At 65.5% G+C, this 15,971-nt stretch carries 18 protein-coding genes; 6 read left to right on the plus strand and 12 right to left on the minus strand.

Translation table 11 applies throughout. The features are described 5' to 3' along the window. Positions 1–3 precede the first annotated feature (3 nt). The gene (locus Harman_RS06250) at positions 4–978 is read right to left on the minus strand and encodes a quinone oxidoreductase family protein (RefSeq protein ID WP_137682933.1); all 975 of its coding nucleotides are present in this window, start codon (positions 976–978) and stop codon (positions 4–6) included. 42 nt (positions 979–1,020) lie between these two features. Further along, positions 1,021–1,860 (minus strand): tRNA pseudouridine(38-40) synthase TruA, encoded by an 840-nt coding sequence (gene truA / locus Harman_RS06255; RefSeq protein WP_137682934.1) that lies wholly within the window; start codon positions 1,858–1,860, stop codon positions 1,021–1,023. Positions 1,861–1,955: 95 nt separating this feature from the next. Between truA and Harman_RS06260 the strand changes: the two genes are divergently transcribed. Next, positions 1,956–2,462 carry a GNAT family N-acetyltransferase gene (locus Harman_RS06260; RefSeq protein WP_137682935.1) on the plus strand — a complete coding sequence of 169 codons (507 nt, stop codon included), beginning with the start codon at positions 1,956–1,958 and terminating at the stop codon, positions 2,460–2,462. A 65-nt stretch (positions 2,463–2,527) separates the two neighbouring features. Continuing rightward, on the plus strand, positions 2,528–2,797 hold the full coding sequence (locus Harman_RS06265) for a hypothetical protein (protein WP_137682936.1): 270 nt from the start codon (positions 2,528–2,530) through the stop codon (positions 2,795–2,797). A gap of 27 nt (positions 2,798–2,824) precedes the next feature. Here the strand turns inward: Harman_RS06265 and Harman_RS06270 are convergent, their stop codons facing one another. From Harman_RS06270 to Harman_RS06295, 6 genes are all read right to left on the minus strand, one after another. Further along, positions 2,825–3,247 carry an SHOCT domain-containing protein gene (locus Harman_RS06270; protein ID WP_137682937.1) on the minus strand — a complete coding sequence of 141 codons (423 nt, stop codon included), beginning with the start codon at positions 3,245–3,247 and terminating at the stop codon, positions 2,825–2,827. A 61-nt stretch (positions 3,248–3,308) separates the two neighbouring features. Beyond that, positions 3,309–4,616, minus strand: coding sequence for a histidine--tRNA ligase (gene hisS / locus Harman_RS06275; RefSeq protein WP_137682938.1), 1,308 nt, complete (start codon positions 4,614–4,616; stop codon positions 3,309–3,311). 169 nt (positions 4,617–4,785) lie between these two features. Beyond that, positions 4,786–5,403, minus strand: coding sequence for a DUF7411 family protein (locus Harman_RS06280; RefSeq protein WP_137682939.1), 618 nt, complete (start codon positions 5,401–5,403; stop codon positions 4,786–4,788). After that, positions 5,404–5,748, minus strand: coding sequence for a DNA-binding protein (locus tag Harman_RS06285; RefSeq protein ID WP_137682940.1), 345 nt, complete (start codon positions 5,746–5,748; stop codon positions 5,404–5,406). An 86-nt stretch (positions 5,749–5,834) separates the two neighbouring features. Further along, a complete protein-coding gene (locus tag Harman_RS06290) occupies positions 5,835–6,296 on the minus strand; it encodes a 30S ribosomal protein S19e (RefSeq protein ID WP_064287375.1) in 462 nt (153 codons plus the stop codon). A 117-nt stretch (positions 6,297–6,413) separates the two neighbouring features. After that, positions 6,414–7,448, minus strand: coding sequence for a lysylphosphatidylglycerol synthase transmembrane domain-containing protein (locus tag Harman_RS06295; RefSeq protein ID WP_137682941.1), 1,035 nt, complete (start codon positions 7,446–7,448; stop codon positions 6,414–6,416). Positions 7,449–7,544: 96 nt separating this feature from the next. On the opposite strand from Harman_RS06295, the gene thiL reads away from it, so the two are divergent. Next, a complete protein-coding gene (gene thiL / locus Harman_RS06300; RefSeq protein WP_137682942.1) occupies positions 7,545–8,411 on the plus strand; it encodes a thiamine-phosphate kinase in 867 nt (288 codons plus the stop codon). Between the two features lie 30 nt (positions 8,412–8,441). Here the strand turns inward: thiL and Harman_RS06305 are convergent, their stop codons facing one another. Both Harman_RS06305 and Harman_RS06310 read right to left on the minus strand, forming a co-directional pair. Further along, positions 8,442–9,677 carry a site-2 protease family protein gene (locus Harman_RS06305; RefSeq protein ID WP_137682943.1) on the minus strand — a complete coding sequence of 412 codons (1,236 nt, stop codon included), beginning with the start codon at positions 9,675–9,677 and terminating at the stop codon, positions 8,442–8,444. A gap of 96 nt (positions 9,678–9,773) precedes the next feature. After that, on the minus strand, positions 9,774–10,022 hold the full coding sequence (locus tag Harman_RS06310) for a DUF7123 family protein (RefSeq protein WP_004518404.1): 249 nt from the start codon (positions 10,020–10,022) through the stop codon (positions 9,774–9,776). A 418-nt stretch (positions 10,023–10,440) separates the two neighbouring features. Here Harman_RS06310 and pyrH point away from each other — a divergent pair, with 418 nt between their 5' ends. Next, positions 10,441–11,127, plus strand: coding sequence for a UMP kinase (gene pyrH / locus Harman_RS06315; RefSeq protein WP_137682944.1), 687 nt, complete (start codon positions 10,441–10,443; stop codon positions 11,125–11,127). Beyond that, positions 11,128–12,765, plus strand: a complete 1,638-nt coding sequence (lysS, locus tag Harman_RS06320) for a lysine--tRNA ligase (protein ID WP_137682945.1) — start codon at positions 11,128–11,130, stop codon at positions 12,763–12,765. It abuts the gene before it with no gap. A 134-nt stretch (positions 12,766–12,899) separates the two neighbouring features. Here the strand turns inward: lysS and Harman_RS21430 are convergent, their stop codons facing one another. After that, positions 12,900–13,076 carry a hypothetical protein gene (locus Harman_RS21430; protein WP_200830832.1) on the minus strand — a complete coding sequence of 59 codons (177 nt, stop codon included), beginning with the start codon at positions 13,074–13,076 and terminating at the stop codon, positions 12,900–12,902. Positions 13,077–13,149: 73 nt separating this feature from the next. Then, a complete protein-coding gene (locus tag Harman_RS06325) occupies positions 13,150–14,046 on the minus strand; it encodes a universal stress protein (protein WP_137682946.1) in 897 nt (298 codons plus the stop codon). Between the two features lie 125 nt (positions 14,047–14,171). On the opposite strand from Harman_RS06325, the gene Harman_RS06330 reads away from it, so the two are divergent. Beyond that, on the plus strand, positions 14,172–15,938 hold the full coding sequence (locus Harman_RS06330; protein WP_137682947.1) for a site-2 protease family protein: 1,767 nt from the start codon (positions 14,172–14,174) through the stop codon (positions 15,936–15,938). The last annotated feature ends 33 nt before the right edge of the window (positions 15,939–15,971 follow it).

The following is a 15,971-nucleotide window of genomic DNA, read 5'->3' on the forward strand; positions in this document are numbered from 1 at the left end:
GTGTTACGGTTCCAGCAGGACCTTCCCCTGTGTCCGGCGGTCCTCGACGTGTTCGTGTGCGGCGGCTGCATCCCTCAGGTCGAAAACTCGGTCGACCTGCACGGACGCTTCGCCGGCCGACAGCGCTTCCAGAACCGGTTCGAACGCGCCGAACACCCGGTCCGGATCGCGGTCGGCGGCCTCCCCGAGGTGGTAGCCGACGACGCTGTGGTTCCCGAAGATGAGCCGCGGCGTCGAGACCTGCGGGACTTCACCGCTTGCGAGGCCGTAGGTGACGACGCGGCCGCCCGGTGCGAGCGCATCGAGGCTCGCCTCGAACACGTCGCCGCCGACGCCGTCCAGAACGAGGTCGATGCCCGCACCGTCCGTGGCGGCGTCCACGGCGGCCGTCAGGTCCCGGCCAGCGTAGTCAATCGTCTCATCAGCGCCCAGTTCGTGGACGAACGACCGCTTCTCGGCGGTGCTCGCCGCGCCGAGAACTGTCGCGTCCGTTCGTGCCACGGCCAACTGGATCGCCGCGGAGCCGACGCCGCCGGCCGCCGCGAGCACCAGGACCGTTTCGCCGTCGGCGAGGCCGCCCCACTCGAACAGCGTGTTGTGGGCGGTCAGCCACTGTATCGGGACGCCGGCAGCGTCCCGAAGCGAGAGTGCGTCGGGGACGCGCCAAACATGTTCCCCGCTGGCGACGACTGACTCCGCATAGCTGCCCTGCGGGACGTACGCCATCACTCGCTCTCCCCGTTCGAAAGCGACCCCGTCGCCGGTGGCGTCGACGCGGCCGGCGACCTCGATACCGGGCGTGTACGGCGGTGACGGGCCGCCGGGATACGTGCCGCGGCGCTTGGCGATGTCGGCGAAGTTGACGCCGGCCGCAGTCACACGAAGTCGGACCTCTCCGGATTTCGGCTCGGGGCGGGGCTGTGTCGTGGTGGTGAGGACGGACCGGTCGCCGTGCTCCGTGACGCGGACAACTCGCATACGGGACCGATACACCGGGCCTGGGAAAACGACTGTGGCAGACTACAGTCCGTCAGTGATGTGCCCAGCGACCCGCGCGGTCGTGCGGGCCTTCGCGCGTCGATGGTCGAAAACCGTCCGCGCGTCCGCAGCGGCGTCCTCGTCCCTGGTGAAGGTCACGTCCGGGTAGGATACGTCGGTCAGTACTAGCGGTTCAGGCGGGGCCGGTCGGACACCGTCAGGGCCGGTGATGGGCTCCGGCGAGAGGATACGGTCGATCTTCGACAGGGAGTCCGACCCATCCGCAACGGCCACTGCAAGGGCGACGAGCCGGCGGACGAGCTGGCGGCAGAACCCGCCGGCACTGAACCGAGCGACAAGGAACTGGCCGTCACGCTCCCAGTCGATGTCGACGGTCCGCTCGGTGCCTGTCTCGTCGGACGTGAGGTTGTGGAAGTCGTGGTGACCGGCGAGTGCATCGACGGCATCGGCCCACCGCTCGTCGTCGACGGGGCTGTGTCCGGAGCGGTCGGCGCGGGCGTCGTCTCCCACCGGTGCGTACAGATAGTACGTGTAGGCCCGTTCGGTGGCGTCGTGGGTCGCGTGAAACTCGGCGGGAACGTCGGCGCTGGCCCACACGCGGATGTCGTCCGGGAGTTCACCGTTGAACGCCGTCGGTGAGAGCCACGCTGGCGCGTCGAAGGCGATGGTCTGTGCCCGCGCGGACACGCCAGCGTCGGTCCGGCCGGCGGCTGCATAGCCCTCGGGCAGGCCGTCGCCGCGCTCACAGACGCCCAGTCGGACCAGCGCCGAACGCAGTCGCCCCTCGACAGTGTCGACATCGGGCTGGCGCTGGAACCCGTGATACGGCCGCCCGTCGTAGGCCACGCGATAGGCGCGCATGCCGGTTCCTCGCCGGCGAGTCACTTGTCTCATCCGAATCCCAGTTTCCGAGAAGGATAGACGAACTTAGGGAGCCTGAGTGCAAAGTAGGGAACATGTCCAACGCCGCCGCGGCGGATCACGTATTCCCCCGCCCGCCCGAAACGTTCACCGACCACGACGGGCGGACGGTGACACTCGAGGCCTACGACGGCGATATCGACCCGCTTGTGGATATGTACGCCGACTTCGGGAACGACTCCCGGTCACAGGGCGTGCCGCCCCGAACCGAAGCGGACATCCGCGACTGGCTGCCGAATCTCGTTGAAGACGGCCTGAACGTCGTCGTCTGGCACGAAGGGGACGCCGTCGGCCACGCTGTCCTCGTCCCGTATCAGGATACCTCCGAACTGGCGATTTTTGTTCACCCGGACTACCAGTACGCCGGCATCGGCTCACGGCTCATCCGCGTGCTACTCGGCTACGGACAGGAAAACGGGCTCGAACAGGTCTGGCTCTCAGTCTCGAACACCAATCACGTCGCGCGAGCGCTGTACGAGTCGGTCGGCTTCGAGACGGTTGCCAAGGAGCGCGTGGAGATGGAGATGGAACGGGCGCTCTGAGGGGCGCAGCGACGAACAACTGCTACCCCGAACAGGGCTAAGTAGCGCCCACGCGAAATCGGCGTATGGACCTCGCTTCACACCCCGGTACGCTGACCTGTGCGGAGTGTGGCACAGAGATCGAGGACGCGGGCTATCTACCGGCGACCGAACGGGAGGGGACGTACCACCCGCTGGTCGACGCGGCGGTCTGTGATACCTGTGGCTTCAACGACATCGGGATGACCGGCTGTGCGCCCGACCTCAGCGACGTGGTCGACGCCGGACCGGACGATACACTGCTGTACGTCCGCGTAACTGACGACGATATCGAGGTCGTCAGTGCGAAAGAGTAGTCCTGCTAGCCGGCGAGGACAGACGATTCACTCTGTTTCGAGGCTGACTTCTCTGTCGGTTTCGCGGGTCCGGTCCTCGCTCCCGTCGTTTGCCGAGAGCGATTCGGTCTCCAGCAGTCGGTCCAGCCGCCGCTCGAACTCGCTGTCGGTCAGTTCGCCGCGGGCGTAGCGTTCCCTGAGCTGGTCGACGGGGTCAACCCCCTGTTCTGATGGGACGGTTGCATCAGTTCCATCCGTCTCCGATTCGTCTTCCGGGGACTCAACCATCGGCAGTTCCGAACCCAGCAGGGCGACCAGCGGGGCCAGGATGAACCAACCGAGGATTATCGAAACCGGTGTGAGCACGTTGCCGAGGCCGGCCGCGCCTCCGAGCATGGCGATGCCCGTCGACAGAATCACGATGGTCGCGACGAGCTTCCACCTCGGGAGGGCGATGGAGGGGAGCTGCATGTCGGACAATCAACACGGCGGTCGCAAAAAGCTACTGTCACTGATCGGCCGCTCGGCCGCGCTATTCGGTGAAGTCCTCGAACGTCGGCCGGTCGTGGTCGCCGGGGAACTCAGAAAGCGGGACGCTGACCTGCTCGCCGTCGTCCATCTCCTTGAGCGTCACCTCGTCGTTTTCCAGGTCCTGCTCGCCGACGATGACGACCGTCTCGGCGTTGACACCGTCGGCGTAGCCCATCTGGGCACCGAACGAGCGGTCGGCAACGTCGCTCTCGACGACGTGGCCGCGTTCGCGCAGGTCCCGGGCGATGCGGGCCGCGGTCGGGCGCGTGTCGCCGACCTGCAGGACGTAATAGTCCGTCGACAGCTCCTCGGCGGGCCAGACGCCGGCGCGCTGACAGAGGAGTTGGAGCGTGGCGTGGCCGGGCGCGAAGCCGACGGCCGGCGTCGGCTGGCCGCCGAAGCCTTCGATGAGGTCGTCGTAGCGGCCGCCGCCGAACACCGAGCGCGAGACCTCGCCCGTCGAGTCGAAACACTCGAAGACGACGCCGGTGTAGTAGTCCAGCCCGCGGGCAGTTGTCAGCGAGACGGTGAGATGCTCGCGGACGCCGAAGTCCTCGGCCGCATCGAGCACCGCCTGGAGGTTGTCGGTCGCTGCCCGAACGTCTTCGGAGCCGGTGAGGTCCGCCAGTGTTTCGATCTCATCGGCGTCGATCTGCAGCATCTCGTCGAACTTGTCGGCCTGGCCGTAGTTGAGCCCCGCCTCGACGAGCGCGTCGAGGTACTCGTCGTGGTCGATCTTCGCCCGCTTGTCGACCGCGCGAATCGCCTTGGGCACGTCAACGTCAGCCCCGAACGACTCCAGCACGCCCGCGAGGATGTCCCGGTGCGAGACGCGGATCTCGAAGTCCTCGGCGGTCAGCCCGAGATCGGTGAGCATGTCCACGGCGACGGCCAGGATCTCGGCGTCGGCCGTCGGCTCCGCCGACCCGAAGATGTCGACGTTGGTCTGGTAGAACTCGCGGAAGCGGCCCTGTTGGGGCTCCTCGTAGCGCCAGAACGGCCGCGTGGACACCCACTTGATGGGCTTCGAGAGTTCCTGTTGCTTGGCGACGAACATCCGCGCCACGGTCGGCGTTAGTTCCGGCGTCAGCGCGACCTCGCGGCCGCCCTTGTCCTCGAAGCTGTACAGTTCCTCGACGATCTCCTCCCCGCTCTTGTCGACGTACATCTCAGTCGGTTCCAGCGCCGGCGTGCCGATCTCGCGGAAGCCGTACCGCCGCGCTACGTCTTCCAGCGTGTCCATCGCCCACCGCCGAGCCTGCATCTCCTCGGGGTAGAAATCGCGAAAGCCCTTGACGGAGTCGTACATACTCGCGCCTACAGCGAGCGCGCGCTTGAACCTGTTCGTTCGCGGCTAGTATCAGAAGGGGACCTAGGAACAACATCCATCGGAGCAAAATCGAACAGCCAGAAAGCCCCTTTCAGTCCCACCCGGCCGGTTGTGTCACCTACGTATCCGGTTTAGCTGTCTCACCTGCCTACCGAAGCCCACGCACACGAGACTGGGTGTGTTCGGGAAAAATATCAGCTACAGCACCCTCGCCGTAGCGCTCCCGCAGTATCTCGCGGAGTTCCACCTCGTAGTCAGCCTTCGGAATCTCGGCGCTGGGGCCGCTCTCGACGACCAATCGGTCGGCGGCCATCGCGTCGATAGCGCCGCGGCCGATGCCAGCGAGCGGCGCGAGGTAGTCCACGTCGAAGCGGTCCTCGACGCTCTGGGCGAGCGGGCGGTCGATGGTCGGCACCCGGTCGTCGCGGCGCGTGCCGTCGGCAATAGCGTCGAGCGTGTCGATACCATCGGCATCGGCGAGCCAGTCACCGCGGGCGACGGTTTCGACGGCGTGTTCGTGGACCCGCTGGATGCCGTTGCGGGGGTAGCCGTCGTCGTGCATCTCCTCAACGGCCTCGTGGGCCACGTCGGGGTCCAGGTCGACCGTCACGTGGTTGAAACCGACGGCCGACGCGCTCTCTCGGGCGGGGTCAGTGTCACAGACGCCGAACGAGCCGCTGACGAGCGTCACGTCGTAAAAGGGGTCGAGCAAGAGCGCCGCCAGCGTCGAGTCCTTGCCCCCGCTGTACAACAGACCACAGCGCATCTACCGGCGCTTGATGTCGAAGCTCTTGGAGTCAGGCGTCAGTTCCGAGAGGAGTTCCTTCATCTGGTCCTCGTCGATGCGGCCCTGCACGCGGCCGCTCTGGGCCAGCGCCACGACCTGCTGTTCGATCTGCTCGCCGACCTGGGGTTTCGACATCTTGACCGTGTTGAGCCGCTTGCGTGCGCCGTCGGTGAGGTTCTGCTTCAGCACGGCCTGCTTCTGGGCGTCGGCCTGCTGCTGGGCCGCTTCTTGTGCTTCGCCGTCCTCGCCCTGCTGTTCCTTGAGCTGCTCCATCTTCTTTTTGCGGAGTTCTTCGAGTTCCTCCTCGCTGGGGTCGCCACTCATAGGTGTGTGAACGTACTGGAGTCGGTCGGAAAACGATTTCGGAGCGGTCGCTGTGAGTCAGCTATAAACAGCGAGAAAACCGCCAATTACGCGTAGCGTTCGAGTTCCGGACGGTCCAGTTCCGTCAGGAGGTCGCCCGCGGTGTCATCGAGAAGGCTGCGACCTTCGCCGGTGACGCGGCGGCCGTCGTTCTCGCTGGTCTCGACGTAGCCGGCGTCTTCGAGCTGCTGGAGCGCGGTCCGGATGATGTTGCCCGAGCCCTTGGTCTTGTGGTGTGGGCGGACGCGGTAGCGGGTCGTCCCCTGCTTCGAGGTGCCGTACTCCGAGCGGAGGGCGTTGACGCCGACCGGACCGTCGACAGCGACCTTCCGGAGGAGGCTGGCGGCGCGGCGCGCCCAGAAGTCCTCCTGCTCGGGTGGGAGTTCGCGGTCGACACCGGTCTTGGTGTACTCGGCCCAGTCCGGGGCTTCGATGTCGTCTTCGTCTGCGAGCGTCTCCGTGAGTGCCTCGATGAGTTCCTCGGGGGGAACGTCGTAGAGTGTAGCCATTGCAGATTTCTTTCCGTCGCCGTCATTTAAACGCGTCGTTCGCGGTCGGCGGGCGTGAACCGTTCACTCGCCCGCAGGGCAGCGATGCTGCCATCCGCTGCCAGAGGTGACCGGGCGTCACTCCTCGGGCGAAGCGGCCCGGTCCACGCCGAGGGCTGCAGCGACGCCGCCGCCGATAACCGTCGGCAACAGGTAGCTTCCGACGCGGTGAATCAGCACGCCCGACGTGGCGACGGCGGCCGAAATCGGTGCCGTTGAGACCAGCAGCGTCACGAGCACCGTCTCGATAGCCCCGGACCCGCCGGGGAGCGGTACAACGCTGGCGATACTCGCAACGGGGACGACTAGCAGGACGATCTCGGGAGACACCGGCGACCCGACGGCGTACAGCGAGGTCCACAGCGACGCCGACAGGCAGGCCCAGCCGAATGCCGAGAGTCCAAACGTCTGGAGCACCGTCCGCCGGTCGGTTGCGATGCGTTCGATAGCCGAAAAAAACCCCTCGATGCGCGCCTCGATGCTGGCTGCGGACGGCGGCGACCACCGGGGTACGACTTTCGACACCGCGGCGAGGGTCGGTGCGACGGTCCTGATGACTGCCGCCTGAACCTGGTACCGGTGGTGCCAGCCAAGGACAGCGGCAATCGGGATGCCGACCGCGAGCACCGCCACGGCACCGGCGGCAAAAGCCAGGTTCCGGGTCAGTTGGACCGCGCCGGCGGCGACGAACGTGAACCCGACGATAGCGTAGCCGAGCGACGGCAGGAAGTGGACTGTGTCGACGGTGGCGATGGCCGCCAGCCCGGTCTCGTACTCGGTGTCGGCGGCCGCCGAGATGAGCAGGGCGCTCAGTGGCTCCCCGCCGGCCTGGCCAAAGGGCGTGACGTTGTTCGAGAACACGGCGGCGACGAACACGAGAACGGCAGTGTGTGGCGCTATCGGCGCGCCGAGAGCTTGCAGCACCGTCCACAGCGCCAGCCCCCAGGAGACGAGCCACAGCATGGCGATGCCCGCGACGGCCAGAAGCGCCACCGGGTCCGCCGTCATCAGGGCGTCCAGCGTCTCGTCGATGCCGACAAGCCACACTAGCCCCGCGAGGACGGCGAGCGTCGCCGCGAACCCGACGACCGTCGCCACCCGGTTCCCATCCATGTGGATGGCATTGGTAGTCTCCGGTTTCAAGCCACCGACCCTGACCCGTCGGCCGATACCCCCGAGGGTTTTGGCCCGGGGCACCGACGACCGGGTATGGACGAGCGGGCTGCACTCGCCGACCTCGCCGACCGGCTTCCCGACGCAGGCGACGACTGCGCCGTCGTGGACCAGCAGGTCATCACGACCGACATGCTCCACGAGCGGACGGACTTCCCGTCAGGGACGACCCGCTACACGGCCGGCTGGCGGGCTGTCGGAGCCTCGCTGTCGGACGTGGCCGCGATGGGGGCCGACGCGACTGCCGCGGTGGCCGCCTACGGCGCGCCGTCGTTCGAGCCGGACGAGCTCGGGGCCTTCGTCGACGGCGCACAGGAAGTCTGTCACGCGGTCGGCGCGGAGTACGTCGGCGGCGACCTGGACAACCACGATGAGTTCACCGTGGCGACGACGGCCATCGGCACGGCCGCGGACCCGGTGTTACGCTCCGGAGCGTCCCCCGGCGAGGCGGTCTGTGTCACCGGAACGCTCGGGCGGACGGGGGCCGCTCTGGAACTGTTCGATAGCGGCGACATCGACCGAGCGAACGAGCTATTCCGGTTTGAACCGCGTGTGCATGCGGGCGTCGCGCTCCGGCCGTACGCGACGGCGATGATGGATTCAAGCGACGGCCTGGCCCGCTCGCTGCACCAGTTGGCCGAGGCTAGCGGCTGCGGGTTCGCTATCGAAGAACCGCTCCCAATCGACAAACAGGTCGACGCGATCACGGAGACCGACCAAGAGCGCAGCGAACTGGGCGTGTTTTTCGGCGAGGACTTCGAACTGGTCTGTACGCTGCCCGAATCGGATGTTCCCGAAGCCAGACAGGGTGTACCGTGCCAGTTTCACCAGATCGGAACGGTCACCGAGCGCGGCGTGACACTCGACGGCGAGGTGCTCCCAGACCGAGGCTACTCACACTGAGAGCGGTCCGACAGCGGTGCGGGCGGACGGTCAGATCGCACTGATTTCGAACGGAACCGGCGTGAAACAGGCCAGTCCCAGCAGGAGCGTGAACAACCCGAGGAGCCGTCGCTGCCGGTCCAGCGCCGTATCTACGGTCGGCCTCGCGGGACCCGCATACGCGAGCCCGGTAGCGAACAGGCCCCAGAACACCCACAGTCCCCAGACGCCGAACCCGACGGGCGGCGGGTCACGGGTGAAATACAGGTAGCCAGCGAGTGCGAACAGGGCACCGGGAACGGCGGCGGCGACGGTTTCCTGGCGCTGACCGACGATGGCCCGAACGATGTGGCCGCCGTCGAGTTGGCCGACCGGGAGCAGATTCAAGAATGTGAAGAACATCCCGGCCCAGCCGGCGAACACTATCGGGTGGACCGACTCGCCGGGACCGACCTCGGTTCCGAGCCCCAGTGCGTTCACCAGCCCCTCTAAGGCCTGAAACAACAGCGGATAGTTGAACGTGATGATGACGCCGGTGTCGCTGTTTGCCACCCGCTCCGGGACCGTAATCGGGTCTATCGAGAGGCCGATGACCGTGACGACTGTCGTCGCGACAAGGCCGGCAAGCGGGCCGGCGACACCGATGTCGAACAGCGCCGTCCGGTCGGGGATGCGCCCGCGGATGTTGATGACCGCCCCCATCGTTCCCAAGTACGAGGGAAACGGAATGAAATAGGGCAGCGTCACGTCGACGCCGTGATAGCGGGCCGCCGCGTAGTGACCCAGTTCATGAATGCCCAGTACACCGAGCATTGCGACGACGAACGGCCACGCCTCGAAGATCCGAAGCGGGTCCTCGGCGACCGGGATGTAGTACCAGGCGCTCGCCCCGACGTACAGCGTCGAGGCGATGGTCGCAAGCAGGAGCCCGATGTTGAGCCACGGGACGCCGCCGGTGTCGGTGTCGACGGGCTCCGCGATCAGTTCGTACTGGTTCGGTCGCGCGTTCGCCGGCCTGCCCGAGACGGTAATCGAGCCGTCGACGGTCGTCCCGCCCACAGCAGTACCGCCGTTGCTCGCAGCGGGCGACTCCGAGCCGAGTCCTTCGAGCCGAACGTCGTACCCCCGCTGTCGAAACACCGGCCGGAGTTGCTCAACGACCGCGTCGGGCGGCACAAGCGGGTCTCCGACGTACCGGACAGTCCTGTCGGTTTGCTGGACTGACGATACGGCGAACACGCCGGCCAGTTGATCCGGGGACGGAGGGTCACCGGCAGGGCCACTCATTCGGTTTCCCGTACACGATGCGGGCACAAATACTCCGCGAACAGACCCGCCGCTATGGAATGGAATAGCGGAAAACGGATCGCGGGGACCAAACCACTACGCCGGCTCGATGCGCCAGGTGGTCGCGCTCGTGTACGACCACTTCTCGACGTTGATCTCGGACGCGCTGTCTTTGAGTTTGACCATCAGGGCACCGATCTCCTTCGGGGAGAGACCGACTTCATCAGCGATGAACTTGCTCTTGAAATACATCTCGCCGTCACTTGCCTTCTCTGCGAGGAACGACTTCAGTCGCTCTTCTTTGGAGGGCTCTTCCTCGCCGGAGGGCGTTGCAGTAGCGCTCATCTTTGTCACCTCACTCCTCCGTAACCTCGCCGGGAGTATATAAAGAAAGGAACCTTCAGGTCACTTCGGTCACTTTCAGGACAAATCGAGCTAAAACGCAATTTTCACGACCGTTTGAGATTCTTTTAGACGTTTTACAAGCCTTTCTCAGCCAGTAGATTGGAGCCAGTCTTGATGTGTTTTGAACAGTCTGTGAAAGAGGAATATCACCTTCTGTGGCGACAATAAACGGATATTATTGCCGGTATTTCGTGGATGTGTCAGACGCGCGTCAGCGCGTCCGGCACGCGTCAGACAGCCAGTTCAGTTGGTATCTGGCCGGCACCAGTCACAATAAGTCACAACAGCGGCCGACCGGAGAGGCGACGACCAGTGGCCTTGACAACCCTTAAGAGTGCATCGCGGTTACGGCGGGCTAATGAAAGTCGTCGTCTCCATTGGTGGAAGCGTATTGGCCCCGGACCTCGACGCGGACCGGGTCGCCGACTACGCCGACGCCATCCAGTCACTCGATTCACAAGGGCACACGCTCGGGACCGTCGTCGGCGGCGGCCCGACCGCACGTGAGTACATCGGCAGCGCCCGCGACCTCGGCGCGAACGAGATCGAACTCGATCAGCTCGGTATCGCTGTCACGCGGCTGAACGGTCGGCTGCTCATCGCCGCCCTGGACGACCGCGCGGCTCCGACGCCCGCCGAGAGCTACGACGAGGGCCGGGAAGCCATCCGACGTGGGGACATCCCCGTCCTCGGCGGCATCGTGGCCGCACAGACCACCGATGCCGTGGCGGCCGCCTTCGCGGAGTACGTGGGCGCGGACCTACTCGTGTACGCGACATCGGTTCCGGGGGTCTACGACGCCGACCCGAACGAGGACGACGACGCGACGCGGTTCGACGAAATCAGTGCGAGCGAACTCGTCGACGTTATCGCCGACATCGAGATGGACGCCGGCAGCAGCGCGCCCGTCGACCTGTTGGCCGCGAAAATCATCCAGCGATCCGGTATTCGGACGGTAGTGCTTGACGGGTCTGACCCCGAGCGCGTCGTGCGCGCAGTCGAAGACGGCGAGTTCGACGGGTCCGAGATCATCCCGGAGGCGTAGATGGCGGAAGATCCCTACGAGGTTGGCCGCGGCGGCAGCCGAGCGTTCTGGGCCGATTCCGTCGCCGACACGATCGAGGCGCGGGACCCGGACGAGCCAGTCGTCATCAAGGGCGGCGTCTCCCCCTCGGGCGTCCCCCACATCGGCCACTTCAACGAGATAATGCGGGGCTACTACGTCGCCGAGGCGCTGCGGGACCGCGGCCACGAGGTCCGGCAGGTGTTTACCGCCGACGACAAGGATCGCCTCCGGGCGGTCCCCCGCCAGCTCGCAGACCTCGACTGGAACGTCGTCGGGCTCGGCGAGGTCGACGCCGGCGCACTCGGGCGGAACCTCGGGAAGCCGTACACGGACATTCCGGACCCCTTCGGCTGCTGTGACTCCTACGGCGCGCACTTCACGACGCTCCTGCGGAAAAGCGCCGACCTGGTCGGCGTCGACGTGGAGTTCGTCTCCAACACCGAACTGTACGCCGACGGCGAGTTCGAACCCGTAACGCGGCGCGTGCTCGAACGCGCCGACCGGGCCCGCGACGTGCTCGCCGAGTACCAGAACAAGGTCGACGACGACTACGTCCCGTTCCTACCCCAGTGTGCCAACTGCGGGAAGATCACCGAGGGCGTCACGGCCGTCGACCTCAACGCCGGCGAAGTCGACTACGTCTGTGCAGATGTCGAGGCCGGCGACCAGACCATCGAGGGCTGTGGCCACGAGGGCACGGCGACGCTCCGGGACGGGAAGCTCCCGTGGCGCTTCGAGTGGCCCGCCCAGTGGGAGATTCTCGGCGTCGACTTCGAGCCGTTCGGGAAGGACCACGCCGAAGGCTCCTGGCCCTCCGGCGAGGACGTGGCCGAGAACGTGCTGGATATCCAGCCGCCTGTGCCGATGGTGTACGAGTGGTTCACGCTCGACGGCGAACCGCTCTCCTCGTCATCGGGCAACGTCATCACCGTCGACGAGGTGCTCGACATCCTCGAACCGGAGGTGTTCACGTACTTCTTCGTGAAGGACCCGCGGAAACAGCGGGACTTCTCCGTCGAGAACGTCGACCAGCTCGTCGACGAGTTCGACCGGTTCGAGCGGCGGTACTTCGGTGAGGCAGACGGGAGCGAAGACGAGATGGAACTCGCCGAGCGGGCCTATCCGATGGTCGTCGACGAGCCCCGCCCGGAGCGCGTTCGGATTCCCTACACGTTCGCGGCCGTTCTCGGAATGGCCGACGACCCGGAACTCCGGGAGGAAATCGCCCGCAGGGAAGGACACATCCCCGATGACGCGCCGGAATGGGCCGTCGAGCAGGCGCTTGCCCGCGTCGAGCGCGCCCAGGAGTGGGCCAGTCTGACGGACAACGAGTTCAACTACGAACTCAAGCGAAGCGAGATACCCGACGTGTCCTTCGACGACGCGACGGCGGCCGCGCTGGACGAACTAGCTGATTTCATTGCTGAAGGCCACGACGGCGAGGCGATTCAGGCCGAAATCTACGAAACGGCCAAACGAAACGACATCGACATCGGCGAGTTCTTCTCGGCCGGCTATCAGCTCCTCTTTGACGACACCGAGGGTCCGCAACTCGGGACATTCATCGCAAAGCTCGACCGGGAGTTCGTCGTCGAGCGCTTCCGCCGGAACGAGTAACGCCGGAGTAAGGTGGCCTTACTCGGCCGTGAAACGGCTTTAAACGAACGCTGTTATACGGGTTATTGTAGGTTATTTTCGGATTACGCCGACCCGGGTCGGCGGACACCGGTAAATTGCTACAATAATCCGTATCAGTGGGACTGTTCCTGCGTGTCGATCCGCTCGAACATCGGTCCGAGTCGCTCGTCGTAGCATTGTCGGCAGACGTACGCATCGAGTACGCCGGCCTCGCTATGCGTGTGAATCACGGTATGGACTGTCGCGTCAAACGGGACCGTCTCGCCACAGATACCACAGGTTTCTGGCATCGCCGGACACTAGCTTGTGATACGTTCTCACAGTACATAGAATGGGCGGTTCGTGCAGCGACACCAGTTCGTCTCAGGGAGCGCGCGGGACCACGAGCACGGGTACATCGACTGTTCGGAGCAGTTGTGAAGTGACACTGCCCAGTAACTGGCGTTTCAGGTTCGAACGGCCGTGTGACCCCATGACGACGAGGTCGATATTTCGGTGGGAGACGTACTCGCGGATACCGGCAGCGACGCCGTCAAACGAGTCAGTCCGTGCTACGGCGGTTTCGACCGACACATCGGGCGCTGTCTCTTTGAGGTCGTTGGCGACCGAATCAACGGATTCCCGCCCGCTTTCCTCCAACCGTTCGATGAACGTCTCGTTCAATCCACCGGCGTTGAACGCTCCGCCGGCGGCCTGGATGTTGACGACATTGAGGACGTGGACCGCCGCGTTGTATCGCTTCGCGACGGCTGCGCCGTGTCGCGTCGCCGTTTCGGCGTTCGCACTGCCGTCAGTCGGGACGAGTATCCGCGAGTAGTCAAATCCGTCTGCTTCCGACTGCCTCTCGCCCGAGACAACGAGTACGGGGACCGCAGTTCGGTGCAACACCTGTTCGGTGACACCGCCCAGAAGTCGCTTCCCGAGGCCGGACATCCCCTGCCGACCGAGGGCGATGAGGGATGCGTCGGTCTCCCGTGCGTACTCGTCAATCTGTACGCTCGGTTTTCCCTCAAGCAGTGCCGTCGTGACGGGCTGGCCGATATCGGCGGCGAGCGACTCGATCTCATCGAGGACTGACTCGCCGTGGTCCCGGAGTTGTTCGGTCTCGTCGTCGGTTCGCGTGAGCGAGAGTGTGCTCTGTTTGACGACGTAGACAGCCTCGACGGTCGCATCGAAGTCCCGGGCCAGATCGAGGGTACGACGCGCGGCCGCCGTGGACTCGTCGCTCCCGTCAACGGGAAGCAAGATGTGGTCGTACATTGTGTGTTTGTTTGACACCCATTCACTTCACCGTTGGCCGGGCCGGTCGCCGGTACCCGCCCGGTGACGGCGGCGGTGTGTCCCAAACCAAACCCTCTTGCTTGGCTAAGCCTAGTTCCGAGCAAATGGTGAGTACGCTGACGTGGGTTCTTGCGGGTCTTGTCGCCTACACCCTCCTCGCGATGGCGCTCCGGACTCGCGGCGTTGTCCCCGAGTATATCCGTTTTAGCGGCCCGATTACGACGATTCACACCCAGAAGGGCAAGGCCGTGCTCGACTGGCTCGCGCGGCCAAAGCGATTCTGGCGGGCCTGGGGGAACCTCGGCGTCGGGTTCGGACTCGTGGTGATGGTCGGCTCCTTCCTCCTCGTTGCCCTCGGGGCCTACCAGGCGCTCGTCAATCCGCAGCCCTCCGCGCTGAACGAACCCCGGAACGCGCTGGCGATCCCCGGTGTCAACGACTTCCTCCCGCTGTCGGTCGCGCCCGAGATCGTGCTCGGATTGTTGCTCGGCCTCGTCGTCCACGAGGGCGGTCACGGGCTGTTCTGTCGCGTCGAGGATATCGACATCGAGTCGATGGGGCTTGCCCTGCTGGCGATCATTCCCATCGGCGCGTTCGTCGAACCCGACGAGGACGAACTGCTGCGCTCCGACCGCGGCGCGCAGGCCCGGATGTATACGGCCGGCGTGACCAACAACTTCGCGCTGGCGATCATCACGCTCCTGTTGCTGTTCGGGCCGGTCGCTGGCGCTGTCGCCGTGGTCGACGGCGTTCCGGTCGGGAGCCCGATCAACGGAACCCCTGCCGCCGAGGCGGGTATCCAGTCGGGCGATGTCATCACAGCCGTCGACGGGCAGTCAGTCGAGAACCAGCAGGAACTCGAAGCGGTACTGGCCGAAAGCGACGCCCAGACCGTCGAGGTGGCGCGCAAAGACGCTGAGACCGTCACTGTCGAGCGGTCAGTCGTCGTCTCGGCGGCCCTCCAGAGCGCGCCGCTGGGGACCGGTGAGACGATAGTTTCGGTCAACGGGACCGCAGTGTCGACCGGCAGTGAGTTCGAACAGGCGGCCCGGAACCACCCCATTGGGACGCTCGAAACCGAATCCGGGGAAACGGTGACGACCCCCCTCGGCGCGTACGTACTGGTCGCCTCGGACGGCCCGCTCGCCGGTGAAGGGGCACCGAGCGGCGAGGGCATGATAATCACCGAGGTCAACGGCGAGCGAACGCACAGCGGGACGGCGCTAATGGCGGCCCTTGATGGCGGCGAACCCGGAGACCGGGTGACAATCACCGGCTACGTCGACGGCGAGCGCGAGACCTACGAGGTGACCATGGCCGAAAGCGAGCAGGTGGACAACGGTATCGTCGGCGTCAGCATCCAGCAGGGTATCAGCGGTATCCAGGTCAGTGACTTCGGCATCGACGCTTACCCCGCCGCCGCGTTCCTCGAATTCATCGGCGGCTCACCTGACACACCCACGTCAGTCACCGAGTTCTCGTTCGCTCAGCGGATTTTCAGCACGCTTTTGCTCCCCTTCATCGGCGTCGCCGGCGGCTTCGGCTACAACTTCGCCGGCTTCACCGGCATCGCGACGAACTTCTACACCGTCCAGGGCCCGCTCGGCGCGCTCGGAGCGACGCCGGTGTTCCTGCTAGCGAACGTCCTGTTCTGGACCGGCTGGATCAACCTCGTCATCGGCCAGTTCAACCTCATCCCGACGTTCCCGCTGGACGGCGGCCACATTCTCCGGGCCGCGACCGAGTCGTTCGTCTCACGCTTACCCGTCTCGGACGGGCGGCGGGTGACGACGGCCGTCTCCATTGCTATCACCGTGTCGATGATCAGCGGCCTCCTGTTGATGGTGTTTGGGCCGCGGCTACTGACGTGAGGCCGGGGTTTCGTTACCCATTTACTCCCCGCC

The sequence above is a fragment of the Haloarcula mannanilytica genome (genome assembly GCF_005406125.1).
GTDB lineage: Archaea > Halobacteriota > Halobacteria > Halobacteriales > Haloarculaceae > Haloarcula > Haloarcula mannanilytica.

Coding starts and splice junctions, on each gene's coding strand:
- pyrH (WP_137682944.1), top strand. CDS start 10,441: ATGAAAGTCGTCGTCTCCATTGGTGGAAGCGTATTGGCCCCGGACCTC.
- Harman_RS06285 (WP_137682940.1), bottom strand. CDS start 5,748: ATGAGTGGCGACCCCAGCGAGGAGGAACTCGAAGAACTCCGCAAAAAG.
- hisS (WP_137682938.1), bottom strand. CDS start 4,616: ATGTACGACTCCGTCAAGGGCTTTCGCGATTTCTACCCCGAGGAGATG.
- Harman_RS06250 (WP_137682933.1), bottom strand. CDS start 978: ATGCGAGTTGTCCGCGTCACGGAGCACGGCGACCGGTCCGTCCTCACC.
- Harman_RS06260 (WP_137682935.1), top strand. CDS start 1,956: ATGTCCAACGCCGCCGCGGCGGATCACGTATTCCCCCGCCCGCCCGAA.
- Harman_RS06305 (WP_137682943.1), bottom strand. CDS start 9,677: ATGAGTGGCCCTGCCGGTGACCCTCCGTCCCCGGATCAACTGGCCGGC.
- thiL (WP_137682942.1), top strand. CDS start 7,545: ATGGACGAGCGGGCTGCACTCGCCGACCTCGCCGACCGGCTTCCCGAC.
- Harman_RS06270 (WP_137682937.1), bottom strand. CDS start 3,247: ATGCAGCTCCCCTCCATCGCCCTCCCGAGGTGGAAGCTCGTCGCGACC.
- Harman_RS06280 (WP_137682939.1), bottom strand. CDS start 5,403: ATGCGCTGTGGTCTGTTGTACAGCGGGGGCAAGGACTCGACGCTGGCG.
- Harman_RS06265 (WP_137682936.1), top strand. CDS start 2,528: ATGGACCTCGCTTCACACCCCGGTACGCTGACCTGTGCGGAGTGTGGC.
- Harman_RS21430 (WP_200830832.1), bottom strand. CDS start 13,076: ATGCCAGAAACCTGTGGTATCTGTGGCGAGACGGTCCCGTTTGACGCG.
- Harman_RS06330 (WP_137682947.1), top strand. CDS start 14,172: ATGGTGAGTACGCTGACGTGGGTTCTTGCGGGTCTTGTCGCCTACACC.
- Harman_RS06310 (WP_004518404.1), bottom strand. CDS start 10,022: ATGAGCGCTACTGCAACGCCCTCCGGCGAGGAAGAGCCCTCCAAAGAA.
- Harman_RS06295 (WP_137682941.1), bottom strand. CDS start 7,448: ATGGATGGGAACCGGGTGGCGACGGTCGTCGGGTTCGCGGCGACGCTC.
- Harman_RS06290 (WP_064287375.1), bottom strand. CDS start 6,296: ATGGCTACACTCTACGACGTTCCCCCCGAGGAACTCATCGAGGCACTC.
- lysS (WP_137682945.1), top strand. CDS start 11,128: ATGGCGGAAGATCCCTACGAGGTTGGCCGCGGCGGCAGCCGAGCGTTC.
- Harman_RS06325 (WP_137682946.1), bottom strand. CDS start 14,046: ATGTACGACCACATCTTGCTTCCCGTTGACGGGAGCGACGAGTCCACG.
- truA (WP_137682934.1), bottom strand. CDS start 1,860: ATGCGCGCCTATCGCGTGGCCTACGACGGGCGGCCGTATCACGGGTTC.